Origin of the sequence: Acetobacter sp. A11-2, from assembly GCF_040208445.1 — a bacterium.
Classification (GTDB): domain Bacteria; phylum Pseudomonadota; class Alphaproteobacteria; order Acetobacterales; family Acetobacteraceae; genus Acetobacter; species Acetobacter oryzoeni.
Map to the genome: position 1 here is coordinate 87,333 of NZ_CP157843.1, position 25,437 is coordinate 112,769.

The 25,437-nt window shown below is 48.8% G+C and carries 21 protein-coding genes; 13 read left to right on the top strand and 8 right to left on the bottom strand.

Annotated elements, in window-relative coordinates; genetic code table 11:
* Positions 1-672 carry a glutathione S-transferase gene (locus tag ABNV41_RS00465; RefSeq protein ID WP_050820286.1) on the top strand — a complete coding sequence of 224 codons (672 nt, stop codon included), beginning with the start codon at positions 1-3 and terminating at the stop codon, positions 670-672.
* 56 nt (positions 673-728) lie between these two features.
* Positions 729-1,826, top strand: a complete 1,098-nt coding sequence (locus ABNV41_RS00470; RefSeq protein WP_050818825.1) for a glycosyltransferase family 4 protein — start codon at positions 729-731, stop codon at positions 1,824-1,826.
* Between the two features lie 12 nt (positions 1,827-1,838).
* On the opposite strand, the gene ABNV41_RS00475 is transcribed toward ABNV41_RS00470, so the two are convergent.
* From ABNV41_RS00475 to rfbB, 7 genes are all read right to left on the bottom strand, one after another.
* On the bottom strand, positions 1,839-2,459 hold the full coding sequence (locus tag ABNV41_RS00475) for an RluA family pseudouridine synthase (RefSeq protein WP_197687396.1): 621 nt from the start codon (positions 2,457-2,459) through the stop codon (positions 1,839-1,841).
* 53 nt (positions 2,460-2,512) lie between these two features.
* Entirely contained in the window at positions 2,513-5,164 is a 2,652-nt protein-coding gene (locus ABNV41_RS00480) for a DNA translocase FtsK (protein ID WP_196332596.1), read from the bottom strand.
* A 235-nt stretch (positions 5,165-5,399) separates the two neighbouring features.
* On the bottom strand, positions 5,400-6,374 hold the full coding sequence (locus ABNV41_RS00485; RefSeq protein WP_196332595.1) for a glycosyltransferase: 975 nt from the start codon (positions 6,372-6,374) through the stop codon (positions 5,400-5,402).
* Positions 6,375-6,456: 82 nt separating this feature from the next.
* The gene (gene rfbD, locus ABNV41_RS00490; RefSeq protein ID WP_050818811.1) at positions 6,457-7,365 is read right to left on the bottom strand and encodes a dTDP-4-dehydrorhamnose reductase; all 909 of its coding nucleotides are present in this window, start codon (positions 7,363-7,365) and stop codon (positions 6,457-6,459) included.
* Positions 7,366-7,367: 2 nt separating this feature from the next.
* Entirely contained in the window at positions 7,368-7,940 is a 573-nt protein-coding gene (rfbC, locus tag ABNV41_RS00495) for a dTDP-4-dehydrorhamnose 3,5-epimerase (RefSeq protein WP_050818809.1), read from the bottom strand.
* 47 nt (positions 7,941-7,987) lie between these two features.
* Entirely contained in the window at positions 7,988-8,899 is a 912-nt protein-coding gene (gene rfbA / locus ABNV41_RS00500) for a glucose-1-phosphate thymidylyltransferase RfbA (RefSeq protein WP_050818807.1), read from the bottom strand.
* Positions 8,896-9,954: a dTDP-glucose 4,6-dehydratase gene (gene rfbB, locus ABNV41_RS00505; RefSeq protein WP_050818805.1), complete on the bottom strand. Its 1,059-nt coding sequence runs from the start codon at positions 9,952-9,954 to the stop codon at positions 8,896-8,898. The genes rfbA and rfbB overlap by 4 nt, the downstream gene beginning before the upstream one ends.
* A 201-nt stretch (positions 9,955-10,155) precedes the next feature.
* Between rfbB and ABNV41_RS00510 the strand changes: the two genes are divergently transcribed.
* From ABNV41_RS00510 to ABNV41_RS00560, 11 genes are all read left to right on the top strand, one after another.
* Positions 10,156-12,303, top strand: coding sequence for a GMP reductase (locus ABNV41_RS00510; RefSeq protein ID WP_087651635.1), 2,148 nt, complete (start codon positions 10,156-10,158; stop codon positions 12,301-12,303).
* 54 nt (positions 12,304-12,357) lie between these two features.
* The gene (locus tag ABNV41_RS00515) at positions 12,358-13,053 is read left to right on the top strand and encodes a histidine phosphatase family protein (RefSeq protein ID WP_050818801.1); all 696 of its coding nucleotides are present in this window, start codon (positions 12,358-12,360) and stop codon (positions 13,051-13,053) included.
* 125 nt (positions 13,054-13,178) lie between these two features.
* A complete protein-coding gene (gene tldD / locus ABNV41_RS00520; protein WP_050818800.1) occupies positions 13,179-14,636 on the top strand; it encodes a metalloprotease TldD in 1,458 nt (485 codons plus the stop codon).
* Between the two features lie 119 nt (positions 14,637-14,755).
* A complete protein-coding gene (tyrS, locus tag ABNV41_RS00525) occupies positions 14,756-16,024 on the top strand; it encodes a tyrosine--tRNA ligase (protein ID WP_050818798.1) in 1,269 nt (422 codons plus the stop codon).
* A gap of 94 nt (positions 16,025-16,118) precedes the next feature.
* Positions 16,119-16,466 (top strand): hypothetical protein, encoded by a 348-nt coding sequence (locus ABNV41_RS00530; RefSeq protein WP_197687368.1) that lies wholly within the window; start codon positions 16,119-16,121, stop codon positions 16,464-16,466.
* Positions 16,467-16,560: 94 nt separating this feature from the next.
* Positions 16,561-17,652 carry a glycosyltransferase family 4 protein gene (locus tag ABNV41_RS00535; protein WP_050818793.1) on the top strand — a complete coding sequence of 364 codons (1,092 nt, stop codon included), beginning with the start codon at positions 16,561-16,563 and terminating at the stop codon, positions 17,650-17,652.
* Positions 17,653-17,887: 235 nt separating this feature from the next.
* Positions 17,888-19,273 (top strand): IS1380-like element IS1380A family transposase, encoded by a 1,386-nt coding sequence (locus ABNV41_RS00540; RefSeq protein ID WP_012812390.1) that lies wholly within the window; start codon positions 17,888-17,890, stop codon positions 19,271-19,273.
* 774 nt (positions 19,274-20,047) lie between these two features.
* Positions 20,048-22,165, top strand: coding sequence for a hypothetical protein (locus ABNV41_RS00545; protein WP_349934837.1), 2,118 nt, complete (start codon positions 20,048-20,050; stop codon positions 22,163-22,165).
* Positions 22,080-22,574 (top strand): hypothetical protein, encoded by a 495-nt coding sequence (locus ABNV41_RS00550; RefSeq protein WP_349934838.1) that lies wholly within the window; start codon positions 22,080-22,082, stop codon positions 22,572-22,574. The genes ABNV41_RS00545 and ABNV41_RS00550 overlap by 86 nt, the downstream gene beginning before the upstream one ends.
* A 318-nt stretch (positions 22,575-22,892) precedes the next feature.
* Entirely contained in the window at positions 22,893-23,480 is a 588-nt protein-coding gene (locus ABNV41_RS00555) for a recombinase family protein (protein WP_050818791.1), read from the top strand.
* Complete coding sequence (locus ABNV41_RS00560) at positions 23,464-24,165, top strand: hypothetical protein (RefSeq protein ID WP_050818789.1); 702 nt, start codon at positions 23,464-23,466, stop codon at positions 24,163-24,165. Before ABNV41_RS00555 ends, ABNV41_RS00560 begins: the two co-directional genes overlap by 17 nt.
* On the opposite strand, the gene ABNV41_RS00565 is transcribed toward ABNV41_RS00560, so the two are convergent.
* Positions 24,162-25,421: a site-specific integrase gene (locus tag ABNV41_RS00565; RefSeq protein ID WP_050818786.1), complete on the bottom strand. Its 1,260-nt coding sequence runs from the start codon at positions 25,419-25,421 to the stop codon at positions 24,162-24,164. The two genes, ABNV41_RS00560 and ABNV41_RS00565, sit on opposite strands and share 4 nt — an antisense overlap.
* Positions 25,422-25,437: the final 16 nt, after the last annotated feature.

Genomic DNA, 25,437 nt, shown 5'->3' on the forward strand with positions numbered 1-25,437 from the left:
ATGGCTGATGGTCGGCTTGTTATTGGTACACAGCGGTATTCTTCGTGGTCTTTGCGGGGCTGGCTTATGGTCAAGCTGGCGCAGCTGAATGTTGATATAGACGTTGTGCCATTGGCAGGTGGGGGCAAAACCACAGTGCTAAAAACACTGTCCCCCAACGGGTGCGTGCCGTATCTGGAGCATGAAGGTGCGGTGGTGTGGGATTCGCTTTCAATTGCGGAATACTGCGCAGAATATCAACCTGCTCTTTGGCCATCCGAACGATGCGAACGTGCGATAGCGCGCTCCATATCAGCCGAAATGCATTCCGGCTTTCGTGGTGTGCGTTCTGCTCTGCCTATGAATCTGGGCCGAGATGCCCGCCCCTTGGCTGAGCCTCCGACGGAAGATGTGCTGAAGGATATCTCCCGGATTGATGCGATTTGGACAGATGCCAGGACCCGTTACGGGGCTGATGGTCCATATCTGTTTGGTGCATCTTTTGGGAATGCAGATGCCATGTTTGCCCCGATTGTCTGCCGCTTTCTGTCCTACGGTGTTACGGGACTATCTGATGTTGCCCGCGCGTATATGGATGCCGTGCGTCAGCACCCCCTAATGCAGGAATGGTATCAAGAGGCAGCGGATGAACCAGCAGAGTGGCAGCTGGATATGTATGAATCCATCCCCTGATACGGTGTGACGTTCTGCAGTATGCACCACAGAGCGTATGATACCGGAGGGGTAAAATGGCGCACGCCTTACGGGTTCTAACAGTTTTACCTCCCCGAGAAAGATTTGCATCCCAACAGGCTGGGGCCATTGCGTTATTGGTGCACCGCACAGCGTTAGAAGGTGAAACCGTTATCGGGTCATCTCTGTCTGTTCCCAGTTTTCAGGGGGTTGCTTTTCAGCCTGTGCCTTCCGTTTTGTACCCATTGGGGCGGATAGGCCGATATATTGCTGGGGTGGCTAAAAAAATTCGGCAGCTTCAGCCGGAACTTGTTGAGGTTCATAATCGGCCGGATATTGCATTGGGGTTACGCAAGCGTTTCCCAAATCTTCCTGTTTCTGTGGTGCTGCATAATGATCCATGCGGCATGAAAAAGGCACGCACAGCAGCAGAACGAAAAATACTGGCCCGCAAGGTGGCGGTGGTTGCTGTATCTGAATGGGTGCGAAAGCGCTTTAACAGTTCAGAAACAGCAGCAGATGTAGATGTGTTGCCCAATTGTCTGGATTTTTCAGCTCTGCCCGAGGCCCCTCCAACGCGCGAGAATCTGTTGCTGTTTGCAGGTCGTGTTGTAGCGGATAAAGGCGTGGATTCCTTTGTGGCTGCGTGTGCTGAGGTCTTGCCTTCTCATCCAGCATGGCGTGCTGAAATTATTGGTGCAGACAGATTTGGCCCGGATTCTCCGCAAACGCCTTTTTTAAAGCAGTTGCGTGTGCAAGCGCAGGTAGCCCATGTGGCAATGGCTGGATATCAGCCTCACCATAAAGTGCTGGAAGCCATGGGGCGGGCCGCCATTGTGGTGATACCCAGCCGTTGGCCAGAACCTTTTGGCATGGTGGCATTGGAGGCCATGGGTATGGGGGCTGCAGTGGTTGCTTCCCCTCATGGTGGTTTGCCAGAAGTGGTTGGAACTGCCGGGGTATATGCTAACCCGGATGATGTGCCTGCTTTGGCAAATATTTTGCGGGATCTTATGAATGATCTGCAAAAACGTAGCCAAATATCTGCTGCAGGGTACCAGCAAGCCCGCAAATTTGATGCGGAAATCATCCGTAAAAAACGGCAGCTTTTACATGAGGAAATTGTAAAAGCATGGCCGCAAAAAAGAAAATAAACGCCTCTTCTTCTAAAATTTGGTTTCCTTGTCAGGTGCCCACCCACACGCTTGCAAAGCTGCTTTCATGCCAGATCTTGGGGGCGCAATTGCTGTAATGGGTGGAGAAAATGGCAGGATCAAACTTCTGGCCAGAAGGTGTAATCCATCTGGGTGCGGAGTGCCGTAAAGAGGGTCACCCACAATAGGCCAGTTCATGGCGGCGCAATGTACACGGGCCTGATGTGTGCGCCCTGTTTCGAGGGTGAGTTCCAGCCAGCATAAATCCTTACTGCGGCCAAGAATCTTCCAGCGTGTAGCAGCTGCTGCGCCAGAAAGAGATGTCACCATGCGCCAGCCCTTTTTAGAGGACTGTTTTTCAAGTGGTAGGTCTATGCGGCCAGTCTCTGCCTGTGGGCCAGTTTGTACAACTGCCCAGTAGGTTTTTTGTGCTGTTTTAGTGGCAAAGGCTTGCTGCAAAGCCAAAAGAGGCTGTTTGCGTAAGGCAATGGCTAAGCAGCCTGATGTATCGGTATCCAGCCGATGAGCCAGCCAAGGCCCATCCTTGCGGCGAGAAAGCAGGGGAAACCAGTCTTCAACGCTTGGACCACCGGCAGGGCCTGCATGTACAGGCAGGCCTGCTGGCTTGTTCAGGATAACCAGATGATGATCCTGATAAAGGATAGGGGGCAGGTGGGCGGAAATGTTTAGTCCTCCCTATTGGCGCCAACCAGTACCTTGCGGCGGCCAACATGGTCTGCCCGGCTGATAATGCCTTCTTTTTCCATCTGCTCAATCAGCTTTGCTGCACGGTTATAGCCGATGGAAAGCTTGCGCTGAATGAAGGAGGTGGAAGCTTTGCCTTCAGTGGTCACAATAGAAACGGCTTCATCATACATTTCTGATTCGCCGTTATCACCGCCTCCAGAACGGCCAGAACCACTGTTGGAGGATGCTGTTTCATCCACAGGTTCTGCCAGCACGTCATCATCGTAAACAGGTTCTCCCTGTTCCTTCAGGAAGTTAACAACCTGCTCCACTTCGCTATCAGCCACAAACGGGCCGTGCACGCGGGTGATGCGGCCGCCACCTTGCATGAACAGCATATCACCCTGGCCCAAAAGCTGTTCAGCACCCTGTTCGCCCAAAATGGTGCGGCTATCAAACTTGCTGATAACCTGGAAGGAGATACGGGTGGGGAAGTTGGCTTTAATGGTGCCGGTAATCACATCCACAGATGGGCGCTGTGTGGCCATAATTACGTGAATACCAGCAGCACGGGCTTTTTGGGCCAGACGCTGCACGCAGGCATCAATTTCTTTTCCGGCCGTCATCATCAGGTCAGCCATTTCGTCAATAATCACGACGATATAGGGCATGGGGTCTAGCGTAACAGATTGTTCTTCAAAAACCGGGTTACCGGTTTCGGGGTCAAACCCTGTCTGCACGCGGCGTACAACCACTTCACCATCGGCACGGGCCTCTGCTGCACGGGCATTATACCCAGCAATGTTACGCACCTGCATGTGCGCCATGGTGCGGTAACGGCGGTCCATTTCGCGCACTACCCATTTAAGGGCGTTTACGGCTTTTGGCGGTTCTGTCACCACCGGTGTGAGCAGATGCGGAATGCCATCATAGATGGAAAGTTCCAGCACCTTGGGGTCAATCATGATCAGGCGGCATTCATCGGGCGAAAGCCGATAAAGCAGCGAAAGAATCATGGCGTTAACACCAACGGATTTACCCGAACCCGTGGTGCCGGCTACCAGCAGGTGCGGCATACGTGCCAGATCACTAAATACCGGTTCACCAGAAATATCTTTACCCAGAGCCAAAGGAAGTTGGCCTGGCTCATCCCGCCATGTGGGCTGATTGAGGAGCTCGGAAAGATAAACTGTCTCACGCGTTTGGTTGGGCACTTCAATGCCCATCACGTTGCGGCCCGGCACAGTGGCAATACGCACACTCAGCACAGAAAGAGAGCGTGCCACATCATCTGAAAGGCCAATAATGCGGGCAGAGCGAATGCCCGGTGCAGGCTCCAGCTCATAGAGCGTCACAACAGGGCCTGCACTCATGCCCACAATTTTGCCCTGCACACCGTAATCGGCCAGTACCTGTTCCAGAAGGCGTGCCGTAGCATGCAGTGCTTCTGGGGAAGGGCCCGTGCGTGTATTGGCTGGAGCGGGTTTGAGAAGGCCGAGAGACGGCAGTTCCCAACCACCTTTACGTACAGTGGCACCAGCACGCACCGTAGCGCTTGCACTGCTTTCCTGATTTGCGCTTCCAGAAAACAGGCGGCCCAGAAGGCCAGATTTGGCTGGTTTTTCTGCTGCTGGCGGCGGAGGGGGCGCTTGTGTGACAACTGGAGCCGGCGTGGCTGTAGGCGCTGGATCAGGCGTATGATGTGCCAATTCCATGGAAGAAGATGCCATAGGTTTTTTGCTGTCTTCTTCATGATGCAGCACTAAAGCTGTGCCTGAAGATGCTGGTGTAGATATTGGTGCCGCGCGGGGGATGTCCTCTACTTCTGGCTCATCATGAGAAAAGAGAGACTGTGAGGATGCCTGAGGCCGGTTTTTATAAAAATCAGCCGTTTCCGTAGGGGTATAGGTATCTGTCTGGGGTTTGCGGCTGGCATAGTAACGCACAAAGCGCACCCCAAGTTTTCCCGGCAAGCGAAGCAACATAAGTGTTACGCGCCAGATGGCAAACCATTCTTCCCGCCGCAGGCCCGTGGCTAAAGCCATCAGCAGAAAAGCCAGTAGCAACCCAAGCAGCCACAGCACCATGCCACCGGCCGGGCCAATGGCCGCCATACCCGCAGCAATAGATGTTTGAGCGATGGAATGGCCAATGCCCCCGCCAATGCCAGCTTGGGTTGGCCAGTTAATGGCAGGTAAAGCTGTAAAGAGCAGGGGAATAGCGGCCAGCAGCGCGCCAGAAACGGGCAGCAGGCACAAAATGGCTACAACACGCATGGCAAATACAGGCCAAGATTCGTGGCCCAGTAGCCGGTGGCTCATAAACCGCCAGCCCCACGCAATCAAAATCAATGCAGGCAGAATCGCCGCCAGCCCTACGCCCTGTAACAGCGTATCGGCAAAAAAGGCTCCGCTTATACCTAACAGGTTGGTGGGTGGTTGGCCTGTTGCTGTATTGAAGGATGGATCATTCGGATTATAGCTGACAAGCGCAGCCAATAAAGCGCAGGCCAGAACGCATAGCGCGAGCCCACCACCTTCCTCTAGGCGCAAACGCAACGTGCTTTTGTGTGAGGATGGGGGATACTGATCGGATTGCGTAGGGCTTATGCGCGCCAAGGGTGTTGATCCTGACTCCAGAAGCCGAAACACATTTCCTGCATGCTGGAAATGTGTTTGCGGGTGATTGATGAGAATGATTCGGTTTTAACTGTAGCGGTAATCTATCGTGAACAGCTTTATAGCAGAAGCACCGGAAGATGGTTTTGTTAAGGAATATGCAGAGAAAATGCAGATATTGCGCACATAATTTTGCTCATAATGCGTTATTTATGTGCAGTTTGCTGAGGGGGGCCGCAGAGCCTCCTTAAAAATATCGGATATTTATTCAGCCCAGAAGAAACCACAGCCTGAAAATAATCTGTTCTGGCCAAGTATATCTACGCAGTTTAGGCGAGTGTTTTAGCATACACCATCTGCGCCATCTTCCTATTAAACCTAATTGTGACAGCACTTTCTGTAACGCATCTACAACATGGCTATTGGGGGCTGAAAGATAAGTTTGTTTGGCAAGATATGCCAGATTATCCCGAAAAATGGACATAAATTGCCAAGGCCCGCGCCGCAGAGCAGCTAATGCGCGTTGCATAAATAAAGCAGGTGCCCCTACAGCATTATTTTCATGCTGGCGATAAAACAGTGTTGGCTGATTGTCTGTAATCACTATGCCATCTGCACCAGTAACAGCCAGATAAGCCCACCAATCATGCAAAATATGGTTTGGCGGGGAAAGGCTGTCTTGTAAGAGATGGACCGCTGCCGGGGAAAGCATAATGGTGCAGCCCGTAGCAATATTTTGCGTTAATGCCATTTCAAAGCACGGGTTTGGCGGTAACGGCGGTGAAATGCTGATTGGGCGCAATTTGGTGTCTGTCAGGCGCTGCCGGGAACAATAAAGTGCAGGTTTTTGCGTGACTGCCAGGGCTTTGAGCCCACGTTCCAGTTTATCGGGAAACCAGACATCATCCTGATCACAAAAGGCAACAAAGTGGCCTTCTGGGGTATCTTGCAGAAGTGTGGCGTAAGAACGCACAACCCCCATATGGGTGTGGGGGGAAGTAATTTGCCTGCAACGTTGAATACCAACATCCAGCGCAAACTGATGCATGTAATCTATGCTTGCATCTGTAGACCCATCATCTCGCCACAGCAGAACCCAGTTTGTATGCGTTTGCTGTTTGAGGGATGTTAATAGGTCATTTAAAAAAGCAGCACCATTGTAAACAGAAAGTAAAACGGCAACAGGAATGGGGTCCTGATGTTGGGGAGGGGCCATTCCGTGTTGCACGTTTGGTGTTTGCACCTAACTGTTCACTTCTGCGTTCTGCTAGGCGGATATTGATAAAGATAACCTCTTTGGGGCCGCCTATTCCCCATAAGAAGTGTCAGGAAGATGGGGCAGAGAAGATGTGGTGCACCACTTTATTCACGCTTTCCTGCCATTGCGGCATTTGAATGCCAAAAACGCGCGCAAGTTTACTGTTATCCATGCGAGAGTCTGCCGGACGTTTGGCGGGTGTTGGCCAATCTTCTGTGCGGATGGCTGTAATGGTGGGTTTGGCTTGGCCATATTCAGACGCCTTTTGCAGCGCCGCTTCGGCCAGACCATGCCATGTTGTCTCACCAGTGCCACAGGCATGGTAAATACCTGCGTATTCATCTTTCCAGCCGGTTTTTTCAATAGTGGCCAAGATGGAAAGAATGGCCTGTGCCAGATCATCGGAACAGGTAGGGTTGCCGCGCTGATCACCCACAACTTTCAAGGCTGGGTTTTTGGCACCAGCATTCAGCATTGTGCGCACAAAGTTTTTTCCGTGCGCTGAATAAACCCAAGAAGTGCGCAGAATAATGCTGCGTGGGTCTGCTGCCAAAATGCGTTGTTCCCCTTCAGCTTTGGTGCTGCCGTAAACAGTTTGGGGGGAAACTGGGTCTGTTTCCACATACGGCGTGCCCTTGTCTCCAGCAAACACATAATCTGTGGAAACATGGATAAAGGGAATGCCACGTTCTGCACACAGGTGTGCCAGTAGTTCTGGCCCTGTTGTGTTGGCTCGGGCAGCGGCTTCGGGCTCGCTTTCTGCCAGATCAACAGCTGTCCATGCTGCGGCATTTACCACAGCAACAGGTTTAATTGTGTCTAGTGTTGTCTTCAGTGATTCAGGGCGGTCAAAGTCAAAATCCGGGCGGCCAACACAACGGATACGTGGCCCCCCAAGATTTACCAGAGATGTTGCAAGCTGGCCTTTTCCGCCAGTTACCAGAACAGGGCCGCCAGTTTCAGATAGAATGCTCATGTTCAGCCTTCTTTCCCCGTATACTGGAACCATCCTTTGGCAGCTGAAAACTCTGGGGCCAGCAAGTCTTTTTCAGACAATACGGCGTCCTCGGTCTTAACAGGCCAATCTATGTTAAGTTCTGTACTGTTCCAGATAACGGCACGTTCAGATGCTTTGCTGTAAAGAGCGGTGCATTTGTATTGCACTTCTGCATTTTCAGTTAGAGTGCAGAAGCCGTGCAGGAAGCCCGGTGGAATCCAAAGCTGGGACCAATTTTCTTCGGACAGTTCGGCTGCAACCCATTTGCCATAAGTGGGGGAGCCTGTACGGGCATCTACGGCAACATCCCAGATAGCACCACGCGTGCAGCGCACCAATTTGCCCTGTGCAAACGGATCAAGCTGGCAATGCAGACCGCGGATAACACCTTTCTGGCGGGAAAGGCTCTGGTTATCCTGCACAAAAGGTTCCGTAATGCCTGCTTCGCGCATGCGTTCGATATTGTAGGTTTCTGAAAAGAACCCACGATTGTCACCAAAGCGGGGCGGCGTTATCAGAATAACATCGGGAATGGCGAGGCGTTCGGATTTCATGCGCGGGAAACTCCTGCGTTGCTACGGGGAAAAGAACACAGCAGGCCTTAACGGCCTGCTCCTTCAGATGAGGCGAGGTTAAACAGCACCCGGCCCAGTTCTGTTTTGCCCATGCGCTTGGCATGCTCTTTAAGATGATCTGCAGAAATATACCCCATACGGAAGGCCACTTCTGCCGGAGAACCTACAAGCATGCCCTGCCGGGCCTGAATGGTGTGCACAAACTGGCTGGCTTCTAGCAGGCTGTCGGGAATACCGGCATCCAACCATGCACAACCACGGCCCAGACGCTCAACTTGTAGGTTGCCATCTTCCAGGTAAAGACGGTTCAGATCTGTAATTTCCAATTCACCACGTGCAGAAGGTTTTACCTTTTTGGCGAAATCCAGCACGCGGCTATCATAGAAATACAGGCCAGTTACGGCCCAGTTTGAAGGCGGATTAGTGGGCTTTTCTACAATATCAAGCGCACGGTCTGTTTCATCAAAGGAAACAACGCCATACCGTTCGGGGTCACGTACCTGATACGCAAAAACAGTCGCACCTTGAGGGCGTGCTGCTGCTTTCTGAAGGGAAGCGCTGAGGTGATCAGCAAAAATAAGGTTATCACCTAGCGCCAATGCGCAAGGTGCACCTTGCAACCAGTCTTCAGCAATCAGGAAAGCCTGTGGAATACCATCGGGTGAAGGTTGGACGCGATATTCAAAGTTTACACCAAACTGAGAACCATCACCCAGCAGGCGCTTAAACTGTGGCAGATCCAGCGGGGTGCTGATGATCATGATATCCTTGATGCCTGCCAGCATGAGCGTGGAAAGCGGATAATAGACCATTGGCTTATCATAAACGGGCAGCAACTGTTTGCTGGCTGCCAGTGTCATGGGGTAAAGGCGCGTGCCGGATCCGCCCGCCAGCAGGATGCCCTTCATGGGGGTAGGAGTAGCAGGTTTGTGAATCATGGAGCAGTAGTTCCCAGTCTCTGGCCAGTATAACGGCGGGCACGAATGTTTTCCCACCATGTGCGGTTGTCCAGATACCACTGGACAGTGCGGCGGATGCCGGCTTCAAAATTATGCTTGGCTTTCCAGTCCAGCGCCTGTTCGGCGTGGGAAGGGTCAATTTCGTAACGGAAATCATGCCCGGGGCGATCTGTTACGTAACGGATCAGCCGTTCACGCGGGCCTGCTGCATCGGGGCAAAGCTCATCCAGAATGCGGCAGATTGTCTGCACAACTTCCAGATTGGTACGCGGTTGGCGTGCGCCAATAGCGTAGGTTTCGCCTGGTTTGCCTTTTTCAACAGCTTTCACCAAGGCTTCGGCGTGATCTTCCACAAAGAGCCAATCCCGCACGTTGTCACCCTTGCCATATACGGGCAGTTCCTTGCCCTCAATGGCGTTGATGGTGATCAGCGGGATCAGTTTTTCAGGGAAATGCCAGATACCGTAGTTATTTGTCGTGTTGGTGACAAAAGTGGGTAGCCCAAAAGTATGATACCATGCCCGAACCAAGTGGTCGGAGGAGGCTTTGCTGGCAGAATACGGGCTGCGCGGGTCATAAGGCGTTGTTTCGGTGAATGGCGGATCATTGGAGCCAAGCGCACCAAAAACTTCATCCGTAGAAATGTGGTGGAAACGGAAGGCTTGTTGCGCTTCCTTATCCAGTGTCATCCAGTATTTGCGGGCGGCCTCCAGCATGGAGTATGTGCCCACTACATTTGTCTGGATAAAGACCCCAGGCCCATCAATGGAGCGATCAACATGACTTTCCGCTGCCAAATGCATAACTGCATCTGGTTTAAAGCTGTTGAACAACTGTTCCAACGCAGGTGTATCTGTGATGTTGCTCTGTGAGAACGTATAGCGTTCGCTCTCTGGAGCATCCTCAACCGTTTCAGGTGAGGCTGCATAGGTCATGCAGTCAACATTCAGGACAGAATGTGAGGTATTGTGTATGATGTGGCGAATAACGGCAGACCCGATAAACCCACAACCACCTGTTAATAAGATGCGCATGCTATGTCGTTCTTCAAGACCAGAATGATATAATTGCCTGATAATAGCTTATCAGTCATATGGGATAAGAAAGCAATTCTCCAGCATTCTTATGTTTTTTCTATACAAAGATGGATAGAGAAGGATATCTCATCTGTTAGACAAAAATATACACAGTCTGAGTATGGTAGAACTTCTATAAATGAGGGTATTTTTAATTCAATGACAGGAACCCGCCAAACAGATCCGATGCAGTGGGTGCATATGGTTCCGGAGCTGGCATTTCTGGCTGATTCCTCTTTTGTTATTGGAAAAGCAGAGCAGTCAGATCCGTTTGTTTGTGAGAAGCGTAACGGAGTATGGGGGCCTGTTTTTGGGGAAGCGTTTCTGGATAATAAAGAGACAGCTTGTTTTTATGCACGCATGGCGCTGGAGATGGTTTTTCTGCTGAACAGCCTCTCTGCACATAATGTGAAAAAATCTTTAAATCGTATCTGGGTGGCTTGTGCACGCAGTGCTGCACGTAAGTGGAAGGCTTCAGGCGAGGCTGTAAAGAGCAATCCTGAAACATGGATTGAAGTGCTGGCAGCAGAGACATTGCCAGACATGGAATGGTTGCAGAAGATATGCCGGCAACAGGTATCTTCTGTGTTTCCAGCCATAAATGGCCCACAGGTTTTTTCTGCCCAAACAGAAAATGATGATGATTTTTGCCTATGGGTGCAGCGCGTGTGGCCCTATCTCGGATCTTCCGATGTGCTGATGGCCGAAGGCGGGGATGAAAGACTCGGGCTTGATCCGCAAACTCATCAAAACCGTTATGGCTGCACCTATCGTCCTTCAGCAACAGGTGGGCAGTATTCTTCTTCCACGGCATCATCTCCCTCACTACATGCGTTTAATGCAGTGGAACGATGTCGGTTAGAACTGGTGCGGGATATGTTGACGCAGCCTCCAGAAAAGCCGTTGCTTGCGTTGGCAGAGGGTATCAAGGCTTTTTTGGCGCAATACTATGGTGTTGAAAAACCCGACAACTGTATTTTAGCGTCATCAGGCACAGATTCTGTACTGGCTGCGTTGGCTCTTTCTTTAGTTGTTAACCCAGCTGTAGGTGTGGTGTTGGCCGGGGTGGAGGAAACCGGCAGCGGTGTGCCATTGGCAACGCAGGGGCGGCATTTTGCCAACACAACTGCATTGGGGTTTCGTGTTCGTAAAAGCGAGAAAATAGCAGGTTTTCCCGCAGGGACGCAGTTGGTGACAGCCCCGTTGCGTACCGAAAACGGCAAACTGAATTCTCGGCAAAATATTTTCCATATTTGCCAGCAGCAGATTCATAACGCCGTGCAAGCTGGACAACGCGTGCTGCTCTATTTGCTGGATACCTCAAAAACCGGTCAGCTTGTTCCCGATATGCAGGTGGTGCAGGCACTATGCCATACATATCCGGGCCAGATTGATGTTGTGGTCGATGCGTGTCAGGCGCGTCTGATGCCGGAGCGTATAAAGGCCTATTTGCAGCAAGACTGGGCTGTTATGGTTACGGGGTCCAAATTTTATACAGGCCCGGCGTTTTGTGGGGCGCTTTTATTGCCAGAAACATGGCGGCAACGGTTGGATGATGCTGTGTTGCCATCGGGGTTAGTGGCCTATTTCAATCAGGCAGAATGGCCAGCCTGTAACGCAACGGCTTCTTTAAACAATGGGTTTAATTTGGGGCTATTGCTGCGCTGGGTTGGTGCTTGTGCTGAAATCAGACATTTCGCCAATGTGCCTGCTTCAGAAAAAATGAGTCGTTTGGAACAGTTTCTGAGTGGCATACGCCATATTCTGGAACAGGATCAGACAATAGAACTGTTGCCAGATGCCTTGGTAAAGCGGGATGCTTTGCCCAACGCGTGGGATCAGCAGCAGACCATTTTTTCTTTTCTGATACATGCTGGGGGCAACAGTGGCATGACCCCCGTTCTAAATCTTGCGGAATGTCGTCAACTGCATGTGTGGTTAAAGCAGGATATTTCTGGCTATCTGCCATTTGGCTGCCCAGATACTGCGCACCAGATTATGGCCAGAAGTTATCAACTCGGACAACCTGTTGCTGTGCCCTATGCACGGGTGTGCGGACAAATGGCCGGTGCTTTAAGAATTTCTGTAAGCGCACGCCATATTTCTGGCTCAGATATGCCTGCAGGCATGGCGTATCAAACGTATGTGGAGCAGGAGATACAAAATGTTCAGAATGCGCTGGAAAAAATTTCGCTGATCCTGCGCTATTGGCCGTTTTTACAGAAGGCGGAGGAAAAGCCTGCTTCTGCTCAGCTAGAAAACATGGTGGATGTTGAGGCCGAAGCATTGCTCCCTGTTGCATTGTAGGGGTAGCCATTTCGGCTCTTGCGTCGTCGGTTGGCTGGCCGCACAACACACTCTATGAATGAAATAAGAGACCTTCCCAAAGTTTTACCCTCATCTCAGGATCATTTTCTGGATGGCCCCAAATTGGCACCGGGTATTACGCGCTTCTGGCTGATCCGCCACGCATTGGTGGAAGAAAACGCCCGTATGTGCATGTACGGCGCAATGGATGTGCCTTTGTGCCCAGATAGCCTTATTGCACAACGGCCGATGTATCGGGCACTGGCAGAACGTTTGCCCAAGCCTGCGCATTGGCTTGTAAGCCCGTTATCTCGCACACAACGCACAGCGCAGGCCGTGCAGGAAGCAGGATATGGCCCAGCCAAGCTGACAGTGGAGCCAGATCTGATCGAGCAGAATCTAGGCTCATGGCAGGGTCTGCCTTATGAGGAGTTGCCGCAATATCTTAATCTTGCTCCGCATCCGTTCTGGGCTGTTGGGGCAACGGAATGCCCGCCCGAAGGCGAAAGCATGATTGATGTTTGCGCACGTGTTGGCCGCTTGCTGGACAGGCTGGCAGACAAATATGCACATCAAGATATTATAGCGGTAACGCATGGCGGCGTGGTGCGTGCGGCTTTGGCCCATGCCTTGCGGATTCATGCCGAAACGGCACTTCATTTTTCCGTGCAGAATCTGGCGCTGACCATTTTGGAACGTTTGGAAGTGGGCTGGCGCGTTGTCACTGTGAATGAATTGCCCGGCGTATAAGCCGGGCCTAGCCAAGATTGCTGCGGAAAAGCCCACCATGCCGGGTTTACGTGGCGGTTTAACTTCCTATGTTTTGTGTATGAGCCATTACGGTATGGCCATTTCTTCCTGAAGGGTTGTCGTGCATGTCTTCTTCCTCTCAGCATCCGGGTGCTCTCGCCGTTACGGACCAGCTGTTTTTTCATCGTCCCGATGCGCAACTGCATAAAGATGATGCGGAAAAGCTGACAAAAACGGCATTGGCTGGAATGGAGGATGGTGAGCTTTTTCTGGAATACAGAGAAAGCGAAGGCATTGCTCTGGATGATGGTGTTATCCGTTCGGCATCCTTTAATACAAGCAGCGGGTTTGGCTTGCGCGCTGTATTGGGGGAAGAAACAGGTTTTGCCCATTCGGATGAACTCAGCCGTTCTTCCTTGCAGCGTGCCGTAGATGCCGTAAGTGCCGTGCGTGCAGGGCGCTCTGGCCAGATGGCGGCACCGCCACGGGCTACCAACCAGCGGCTTTATACAGATGCCAACCCACTGGGTGATAGTGATTTTGCTACCCGTTCTGGCCTGCTTTCAAAAATAGATGCTTATGCACGTGGCAAAGATAGCCGCGTGGTGCAGGTTATGGCCTCCCTTTCGGGGGAATGGCAGGCGGTGCAGATCATGCGGGCCGATGGCACACGGGCGGCAGATTTGCGCCCATTGGTGCGGCTGAATGTATCTGTTGTGGTGGAACATGATGGCAAGCGTGAAAGTGGCAGTTACGGGCTGGGTGGCCGGTATGAAATTAACCGCTTGCTGAATGAAGAAACATGGCAGGGCGCTGTGGATGAAGCCTTGCGGCAGGCATTGGTTGCTTTGGAAGCCCAGCCTGCGCCAGCGGGTGCCATGGAAGTTGTGCTGGGTGCCGGTTGGCCCGGCATTTTGCTGCATGAAGCCGTTGGCCACGGGCTGGAAGGTGATTTTAACCGCAAAGGCACGTCCGTATTTGCTGGGCGTATTGGCAAGCGTGTGGCGTCCCCCGGCGTTACGGTGGTGGATGATGGCTCTCTACCCGATCGGCGCGGGAGTCTGACAATAGATGACGAAGGCACGCCCACAGGCCGCACAGTGTTGATTGAAGATGGTATTTTGCAGGGATATCTGCAGGATAGGCTGAATGCTCGCCTTATGGGTATGGCCCCTACGGGGAATGGCCGCCGCCAGTCTTACGCACATATGCCACTGCCGCGTATGACCAACACCATTATGCAGCCCGGATCTGCAACCACGGAGGAAATGATTTCTTCTGTAAAGCGCGGCTTGTATGCGGTGCACTTTGGCGGTGGGCAGGTGGATATTACCTCGGGTAAGTTCGTATTTGCAGCATCCGAAGCCTATCTGATCGAAAATGGCCGCGTAACGGCCCCCGTAAAAGGCGCAACCCTGATTGGAAGCGGGGCGGAGGCCATGACGCAGGTTTCCATGATTGGGGGTAATCTGGAATTGGACCCCGGCATTGGCACCTGCGGTAAAGCCGGGCAGGGCGTGCCAGTTGGGGTTGGCCAACCCGCTCTTAAAATGACCGGCCTGACAGTGGGCGGCACGGCTTAAGGATTTTTTCAGCCAAATGCTGTTGGGCTGAGTGTTTCTGTTCTCTGCTCTCTCATGCTAGAGCGTCTGTCTGCTGGTTCTGCCCTGCAGACAGGGGCCGGAGAGAAGGGACAGGATAAATGGTCGAGAACGGGTTTAAGAGTTCTTTCATGCGGGAAGCCGCTGCACGCGGCTTTATTTTTCAGTGCACGGATGCCGATGCGCTGGATGCGCTGATGGCAGAAAAATCCGTGGCGGCCTATATCGGGTTTGATCCTACGGCAGATAGCCTGCACGTAGGCAGCCTTATCCAGATTATGATGTTGCGGCTGTTGCAAAAACACGGTCATCGGCCAATAGCGCTGGTGGGTGGTGGCACAGCCCGTATTGGTGATCCATCCTTCCGGGAAGAAGCCCGGCGGTTGATGACGGAAGATATCATCCAGACCAATCTGGCTGGTATTGAAGGCTGTTTACGCCAGTTCCTTACCTTTGGTTCTGGTGCATCTGAAGCAGCGCTTGTGAACAACGCAGATTGGCTGGACAAGCTGGCCTATATTGACCTGCTGCGTGATGTGGGTGTGCATTTTTCCATCAATCGTATGCTGGCGTTTGATTCCGTCAAAAACCGCCTTGAGCGCGAGCAGGGGCTGACGTTTCTGGAATTCAACTATTCCATTCTTCAGTCCTACGATTTCCGCGAACTCAATCGCCGCATGGATGTGGTGTTGCAACTTGGTGGATCAGACCAATGGGGCAACATTATTTCCGGCGTAGAACTGGTGCGCCGTACGGATCAAAAAAGCGTTATGGGGCTGACAACGCCGCTGCTTACAACGTCATCTGGCGCCAAAATGGGTAAGACAGCCAACGGTGCTGTATGGCTGTCTGAAAAACGCTTGCCGGTGTTTGATTACTGGCAGTTCTGGCGCAACACGGAAGATGCAGATGTAGGCCGTTTTCTGCGCCTGTTTACCGAGTTGCCGCTTGAAGAATGCGCGCGTCTGGAAGCTCTGCAAGGTGCGGAAATTAACGAAGCCAAGAAAGTTCTGGCCACAGAAGCCACAGCTTTGTGTCATGGGCGAAATGCCGCTTTGGCTGCAGCAGAAGCGGCCCGTCAGACGTTTGAAGAAGGCCGCGTAGCTGCGGCAGACCTGCCTGTGCATGAAGTGGCAGAAGCCGATATGGCGGCAGGTATTCCGGTTTTTCGTCTGTTTGCAGAAGCAGGACTGGTTAAAACAAACGGAGAAGCCCGGCGTTTGGTACGTGGTGGCGGGGCGCGTCTCAATAATGACGTGATACAGGATGAAAATAAGCTGATTACACAGCAGGATATGGTTGATGGTGCCATCAAACTTTCTGCTGGCAAAAAACATCATGTTTTGGTGAAAGTTGGGGCTTCAGCCTGATAGACCGATAAGGAGGCTACCGTGAAAAAACTGGCGTTAAAACTGTCTGCTCTGGGGCTGCTGTGCAGTCTGAGCGCATGCGGTGGCCCCTATTATGGAGATGGTGGCCTGTATTATCCTTACGGATATTCAGGCTATGGCCCCGTATATGATGATTATTATGGTTACGGCGTTTGGGGCGGCGGTGGCCGCGGCCCACGGCCGCCGCGGCCAGGTTTTGGCCCGCCGGGGGGGCGTCCCGGTGGCCATGGTGGGGGTATTGGCCCTGGGCCACGCCCAGGTGGTGGCGGAGGTGGTCGCCCACCTGGTGGAGGAGGTCCCGGTGGCGGGCCAGGAGGCGGTGGTCGTCCCGGTGGTGGACCCGGTGGCCATGGTGGACCCGCCGGCCCAGGTGGTGGCGGTCACAGATAATCTTGCTACGGCAGCATTTTTCAAAGTTTGAAGAGTGCTGTCTTTTTACCGGAAACGGTTTTTTGCTTACCTAATCAGTTCTGAACAGATGGGTTTTATCGTTTCTCTGCGCAGGGGCTGATGACGTGCTGTACCCTAAAAAAATAGCTTATGTGATTAACTCGCTAGAAGGTGGCGGCACAGGGGCTATGGTGCCCTCCATTACCGGTTTCTTTCGGGCGCGTGGGTGTGAGGTTGGCATATTTGTGCTGACCCCGCGTGATAGGCGGGCAGAGCCGGCACTCCAAGCGGCAGGGCTGGAGATACATATTAGAGAAGGTGGAGAAAGTGATCACCTTCAGGCTTATTTATGGCTGCGCCGTAAACTGGCAGCATGGCACCCAACCCAGATTTGGACATCCTTAACCCGCTCTACTCTGATTGGGCAGCAGGTTGGGCGCGGTTTGGGGGTGCCGGTTATCAGTTGGCAGCACAACGCATTTTTGAAACCGGGCAATATCCGCCTTTTGCGGGCCGCCAAATCTCTTTCAAAACTGTGGGTGTGTGATTCGGAATGCGTGGCAGATATCACGCGCGAACGGCTTAAACTTCCTGCAAATAAAGTCATGTCTTGGCCGGTTTTTCAGGCCTCGCCGGATATTAAGCCAGCAGAGCCTTGGAAGCCGGGAGAAGTAATTCGCGCAGGTTCACTCGGGCGGCTGCATATAGCCAAGGGATACGATATTCTATGCACAGCTCTTAAACGCCTGCAGGCTTATACATCCTTGCCAGCGTTTGAAGTGACGATAGCAGGAGAGGGGCAAGAACGTGCCCATCTTGAGCAGATGGCAAGAGCATTAAAGCTGACGAATATTCGTTTTTCAGGCTTTGCGTCTTCGTCTCAGAACTTTTTGCAGACCCAGCATCTTTATCTTCAGCCTTCCCGGCGGGAAGGATTTTGCATTGCTATGCATGAGGCCATGCAGGCAGGCTTACCTGTAATTGGCAGTGATGTGGGGGAAATGGATCGGTCTATTGTAGAAAACGTAACTGGGTGGAAAGTGCAACCTGAAGACCCAATTATGCTGGCCGATACATTGGCGGCAGTACTTGCACAGCCAGAGAGGCTTTCTGAAGTTGGTCAGAATGCCAGACAATTTGTGTTGGAAAAGTTCAGCAAAGAAAAGTTTTTTGAAAATGGCGATGCCATTTTTCGGCAACTGGCACGACAGATTTAAAATACCTCAAACGCAGTAGGCCAAACTGGCCACGTTTAAAGTGGCAAACACATTTCTACTTTGCGCAACGCAGAGCAAAAAAGCGATTCTTAAAAAATGTAGAGGAGAGACTGGTGCTGCTGGACAGGATTGAACTGTCGACGCGGAAATCTCACAGAAGGGTTGTACATCGGGTTAGATTATGAAAAAGTCTGTTTTGTAGAAAAGAAATTTCCATAATCATCAAGAAAACCCGATGCAGACAGAGTGTAGCGCAGGCGCGTATGAGTTTCCAGCCTCCTGTGGACGGCGTGTTGTGGCCCGTTTTGACGGGGGTCGCATGAGTTCGGATGGGGGCGTCATTCTGGTGAAGCAGGCTGATGACATTCTGGGGCTCAGCCGCCGCTTTGCTGCCTGTTTTCGCGATAAGCGGCATCCCGGCTTTGTGGAATACCGGGTTGAAGACCTTGTCCGTCAGCGGATCATGGGCCTGGCACTGGGCTATGAAGATCTCAATGATCACGATGCCCTGCGGCATGACCTGATCTTTGGTCTGGCCTCGGGTCGTCTGTCAGGAGGCCGGGCAAACTGCGCAGCATTGGCTGGCAAATCTACACTGAACCGGTTGGAGCGCAGTGGGCACAAGGCAGATCGTTACTGTCGGATCATTGCTGATCATGAGGCCCTGGCTACCCTGTTCGTCACGCTCTTCCTTGACCAGCATGAGCACGCACCCGCCCGGATCGTTCTGGATGTGGATGCCACCGATGACCGTATCCATGGCCATCAGGAAGGCCGCGCCTTTCATGGATATTACGGCCATAACTGCTATCTTCCCCTGTATGTCTTCTGCGGGGACCATCTCCTCAGCGCTACCCTGCGCACGGCAGACAGGGACCCGGGGAAGGAAGCACTGGCAGACATCCGCCGGATCGTCGAGCAGATCAGGAGCCGTTGGCCCCGGGTGCGTATCCTGGTGCGTGGGGACAGCGGTTTCGCCCGGGACAGTCTGATGACATGGTGCGAAGACAACCACGTTGACTTCCTGTTCGGGCTTGCAGGCAACACCCGCCTGTATGACCGGATTGCCTCTTTGTCCGCTGAGGTTCGTGACGAAGCCGCCACGACAGGCAGAGCTGCGCGCGGTTTCGCCTCCTTTGACTGGATCACAAAGGACAGCTGGACGCGCCGCAGGCGGGTCGTGGCCAAGGCCGAATGGCGCCACGGCAACCGCTATCATCGCTTCATTGTCACCACCCTACCGCAGGGAATGTCCGACCCCCGCCATCTCTACGAACAGATTTACTGCGCACGCGGGGATATGGAAAACCGCATCAAGGAATGCCAGATGGATCTGTTCTCAGACAGGACCTCGTCCCACACCATCCGGGCCAACCAGCTCCGGCTGTGGTTCTCGGCCGCAGCCTATGTCCTGCTGACCGCTCTGCAAAGACTGGCCCTTGGCCAGACCAGCCTGGAGACGGCGACCTGTGGCACCATACGCGCACGGCTGCTCAAAATCGCGACACGTGTAACGCTCAGCGTCCGTCGGATTGTCCTGTCCATGCCGGACATGTTCCCCTGTCAGCATGAATTCGCCCTCGCTCATGCACGATTGCGAAGGCTCCGGCAGGCCATCTGAAGAAACAGACAGTGCACAGACCACATAGCTTCCACCAACACTGCCTTCTCAGGCCGTGACACCCTCACTGCGTTCAGAACCCGCCGCCAGAAGCAGAATATCGTCAATATTCCAGATCGGGCTCCTGTGGGATGACTGAATTCTACAAAATGACCCGAAATTGCCTCAAGTGTGAGAAATCCGCGTCGACCTCTCCCTTACCAAGGAAGCAACGAAACCAGAAAACATAATTTTAATCAGTAACTTACAAAACACGAAAGCATACTGTGCTAGGACTATGCTAGATTTTCAAGAGCTTTTTTGTGTTATGTGCTAGAGGGGTGAAAACTTTTTGACGTTTTTTGCAAACGCCCATTCTAGTTTCTTTTTTGCACAGGATGTTTTTGAAATAATTTTTTCCGATAGGGTTTCTCATACGTTTTATCTCTCTCAGGAATCCACGAAGATGAGCGTACAAGTTGTTTTAAGGCAGTCGCCTATGTTTCATCTGATATGAACTTTAAATGTCTGTAAGCTCATTTAAATGGCTCATGAAGAATACTGACTTATCAGGAATGAAGGAGCCGTTGGCTCTGAATATGGAAGTATTCATAAGAAAAAGTATCCATTATTACTTCTTCCTAAAGGACTTAAAATGGACACTTTTTGACTTGTTCATGTATAAATAGAACTAAGAAAACAAAGTCTGATTTTGGCAAATCAAAGGACTTATGTATGTGATACTAAATACTATATGATGATATAATCATCTCTTTCAGATCACATACAAAGCCAGTGAGTCGCCAAAAACTTACTGGCTTTTCTTTTGTCATTAACATTTATGAAAGAGAAAAAGAGATGTTATATTCATCAGCAAATTGCGGATCAGGTAAAACACATTCAATGATCCAGTTAATCAGTATCAACAAAAATTTTTACAATGGAAAAGTTATTTTTGTTCAGACCAAAAAAGAAAATTTACTTGAATCAGAAATCCAATTTAAAGCAAAGGGTATGACCCCACATATCATTGACGAAGACCATCTTACAGAAGAAATGACTTCAGTAGCAAAAGGTTTGTATTCGTATATTCTGAAAAGGAAAATTAAAAAAACTGACGTTCTTCTTGTGACACATCAATCATTTTCAAAACATATGGTTAATATGGGGAACATAACAAATGGCTATCATGTTGTTTTTGATGAAGTGCCTCAAGAATCTTTTGGTGAGTTCACACTTTCACTATCAACAAACAAAGACATACTTTTAAAATACATACAGACAGCACCATCAAAGAACCAAGATTTCTTTGTTCTTAAACCGATTGATCGTGTTCAAATGAACACTTGTATGACAACAGAAGGTGAGGATGAGATAAACGATAAACTAAGGAAATTGTTTGAAAAATTACTGAATGAAAAACACTACACTGTTGAAATAAGGAAAGACGTATGGGAATCATTCAAGAAAAATAAAAGGAATTGTAGGAATAATGTTTCATTCATTACTCACTTTTATATGCTTCCAGAGATATTTGATGATTTTTTAAATGTTCATTTTCTATCAGCTAAGTTTGAAGAATCAGACATTTATCATATCTTTAAAGAATTAGGTGTCAGCTTCGTTGAAAAGGAACTTCCTAAGCTACAATACAAAGAACATGAAAATATAACACACACTTTCATTAGGTATTGTATGGAACGTGATTTTTCAAAAACAATGCGTTCATATAAGTGCTTGAATCAAAAGACAATAATTCAGAATATACTGGATATATCAAGATTAAACATGTCACCAGATGATAAGCAGTTACTTGTTTTGAACAAAGACATGATTGATGGTGATTTTAAGGAATATAAACTTCCGCAAAATTCAGAGTTGATTAGTTCTTATGTTCATGGATTGAATGGATACAAGCACATTCATAACATAACATTTGCTGCATCGCTGAATTACCGAAATACCCAAGCAGATTTCTTACATGATAGATTTGGTTTATCCTATGAGGACATTGATAAATCATTTCTCTTTTCGAGTACATATCAAGCAATATGCAGGACATCTATTAGAGACAAACATGATGATAGTCATAGGTTAATTACTGTACCTGATTATCGTTCAGCAGTTTATGTTCAAGAAGTGCTCGGAATACCTGATAACAGAGTATCATCACTTGAAAACTTTATGTTTCTACCGGAACAGAAGCAATCAGGTGGACAAACAAAAACACATAAGCAAACAAAGGAACTGACTGAATTAAAGAGAAAAACAAAAAACATAATAATTTCAGAATGTAAGGCGTTTAAAGACTTCTATTTGGATGATGAAAACAGATTTAGAATAAACTTACTAAATGGAATATCCACTTATGAAGTGGCAGAATACATTGATTTCAAAGAACCTGAAGACATACTTGACTTCTTTGAAAATGAATCAAAGTTCACTTCAAATGATAAACACGCACAAGGGCGGCTTGCGTGGTGTTGTTTACTTCTTTCAGATAGAAATGAAGTGGATGGAAAGAAGTTTGGTGCAAATAATAATCACGGATATACATGCCTTATGTTTGATAAGGACTCATCTGAAACAGGAGAAGACCTTTCATTCTTGGATTGTGCTTCATGGTTCAGGAAACAAGGATGGTCTTTTTTCATGTATGAGACGTATTCAGGAAAAGGAAACTTCCGTGTTGTTCTTCCATTGAAACACGCGATCACATGTGAAGCACACGAACTGCTTACAAAATGGATCAATAAACGCATTTCTACAGAAGCAGGGAAAAAAGGAAGTGTGTTTAAGTGGAAAGAGAAATCAAAAGGGCCGTTTGATGATTCAAAGTTCAATGCGGCAGCAAAATTCTACTTACCTAATCACTCACCTGAAAGAACAGATTATCAAACATATAGATATTAAAGGGAACATATTTGATCCTTGTAAGGAACTAAAAGGAAAGGACATTAAAGTTCCTGAATATGTGTGTGAAAAGATGATTGGGTTAACTACGCATAAAAAGAAAATTTATGAAAGGATAGTAAATCCAGCCATCAATGCAGTTCTGAATACAAGTGGTGTTAAACAGACACATGATGAGTTGCGTGATAAAGAATGCAACGAACAGCAAGAAAAGTTCTTACTGAACAAATCACATGACTCTCTTGGTGAATTAGTCAGGAAAATGACTTTCTGGGAAAGAAAAGAAGAAATCCTCCCACTTGTTTTAATGAACTACAGGAACACGCAAGAAATGAAAAATGAGTGCGAGGGATGGATTAAGAAATACGCAAATATGGTTACTTGTTCAGAAAAATTTAAATGGAAGTAATGAAAAAAGTATCCATTGTTACTTCTTCCTAAAGGACTTAAAATGGACACTTTTTGAGGGATATACTTTCAAATGAGAACGGAGTTCTCCGTAATTACTCATAAGCTAGTATACCCCCCTCAAAAGGTTTGTGTGATGTAGCACAAGCGCGCACCAAGAGAATTAAGCCAATACCTTATCCATATACTAAATTTCAGATGATATAATGTAGCTTTGAAGCAAGCTCTAAAGTGACAAATTGAAATCCCTTCATTTCTGTCACTTTAAGGTTGTTTTTGATATTAAGTGACACTAATCACTTAGGAACTAGAGTTCATTGTGACAAATGAGAGGTTCCAAGTGATTTTTGGATATGCACGCACAAGCACCATAGAACAGGAAGCAGGATTAGAAGCGCAGAAGCGTGACTTGTCCTTAAATGGCTGTGAACGAATTTACGCAGAGCAGATTTCAGGCAGTAGCACGAACAGGCCAGAATTAACGCGCCTGATGGATAACATGCGTTCTGGCGATGTGCTTATCATTACAAAGCCAGACCGCCTTGCTCGCTCAACCTCTGACCTCTTGAGCATAGTTAATGAATTGAAGGGGAAGGGATGTGAACTGATTGTGCTTTCTATGGGAGGACAGAAGTTTGACACTTCAAATCCTACTTCCAAACTAATGCTTCATATGCTTGCTGCCATTTCAGAATTTGAACGTGATCTGATGAAGGAACGGCAGAAAGAAGGAATTCAGAAAGCAAAGAAAGAAGGGAAGTACAAAGGAAGGAAACCCATAGCTAGAATGCAGCAGGAGACTATCAGAAAATTAAAAAATGAAGGAATGTCAGTTACAGCTATAGCTGAAAAATTAAAGTTATCACGTATGTCTGTGTATAGGGTTTTAGATGCGAAACCAGTTTAAGGTTTATATTAAAAATCATCCAGTTATTTCTGTTGTTGTGGTTGTTCTAATTTCAGTATTCATTGACAGAATCATTGTGTGTTTTAGTGCAAACGATCTTCTAAAAGTGGTTCCATCGACTATTATTGGATTGATGACATTATACATTGCGTTTCAGCAGCATGTAGTTGCTAAAGATCAGAAGAAAATTGCAGAAGATAAGCACAAGTTAGAGCTGTTTGAGAAAAGGTTTGAAACATACCAATTGTTTTTGAATATGGCTTTGTGGTCTGATAAAGTATATAATTATAGAACTGTAGACATGAAAGAAGATGATGAAAAATGGGTTCAGTCAGAAGAAAATAGACGCAAAATACGTGAAAATGCTGACACAATGATTTCTTTAGGTGAGCAATCCAGATTTCTGTTTGGAGAAGATGTTTTCTCTCTTCTTAGTGAGGCAAGAGCAGATATTTTTCGTCTTAATGAGATTGTAACCGATATTAGACAAATAAAAAGTGAGGAACCGGAATCAAAGTCATTCATAAATGATGTGACGAGTGATTCATCTGAAAGAATTTCACAATCTCTCAAAACATGTCGTAAGATTAAAAAAGACCTTTTTGAGTTTTATAGTGAAAAGCTTCCGAAAGTTATGGGGCCATATTTGAAAATAGCCCCATATAAAAATAACGATGTTTGTTAACGCCGTTTAGGACGTAACATCTCTTTGTATTTCTCATTGGTGTTGTGGTCGTAGTGTTCTTCTATCATTTTCACACTAGTTCCTGCATTCCTTGCTAACACATACGCATCAACACCATTCCTTAGCTGTTCAGTTATATAGAAGTGTCTAAGGCTGTAAGGCGTTCGTTTCACACCTCGATAATCCCTTGTGAGTCCTGTTGCTGCTAGTGCGCTGTTGAACTGACCAGAAAAGGATTTGAAGGGTGTTTTGTCTTGATGAAGCAGAAGCGAATCGGATTTTTCAGGTGTGAATCCTGCTTCCCTATAAACTGCATGAAGCATAACGATTGTGAACAGAACTTCCCTATGTGGAATCAGTTCACGAGATTTCCCTTTCCCATGAACACGCAAATGAAGATCATGAGTTAAAGGGTTCCCTTTTTTATCCAGTTCTAATCCTATGATGTCACCCCACTTCATATTCTTGATTTCTGTGGGTCTCATTCCTGTCAAAGCTATGATGTTGATGTAAGCATAAAATACAGCACGATCATATTTGACAGCAGGATGAATGTCTTCCTCTCCGATATGAAGGAAAACGTAAGTGTTGAATTTTTTAAATTCCTGAGCAGAAAAAGAAGGACGTGCTGTGTATCCCATCTTGTTCGTCTTAATTTCTGGAATGGCTTTGATGTACTGCGAATCGAAGCAGTATTGAAGGAAGCCACTTAAAGCAGCTCTCTCACGGTTCAGAGTGGCAGGAGAGGGACGTATGCGTTTCTTCTGTGTGATTGGTGTAGTGATGGTCTTTCCATCCCTCTCATACGTCAGAAACTGAATGTCCTTACCTGGTCCTGAAATCCAGTAGTCAGAACGCCAAGACAGATAATCTTGCACAGATTTGTTTGAAATGAAGTTTGGATTCTGTCCACCAAAGAATCCTTCTACATAACGAGTGAGAATCGCTTTGTTCTGAATGACGACACCTTTGGGCATCATTCCTTGTTCAAGGCGTTTTTCCATGAACTGGATATAATCATGGATGATTTTTGAGATTGTCTTTACGCGGACATTTAAGCCGCTTTCAGCTTTCAAGAGCGATTCGTAATAGACGCGCTGTGCTAGTGTCTCTGCTAGCTTACGATCACTTGTGCCTAGTGATTTGCGGATTTGTCCTTGCCCTGGAATCGAAAAACGAATCGACCAGTTAGCAGAACCCTTCTGTTGAAACACATTATATGGTGCGGAAGCTAAGCTAGGACTATGCTTATTCACCCCAAAAATCCTTAGT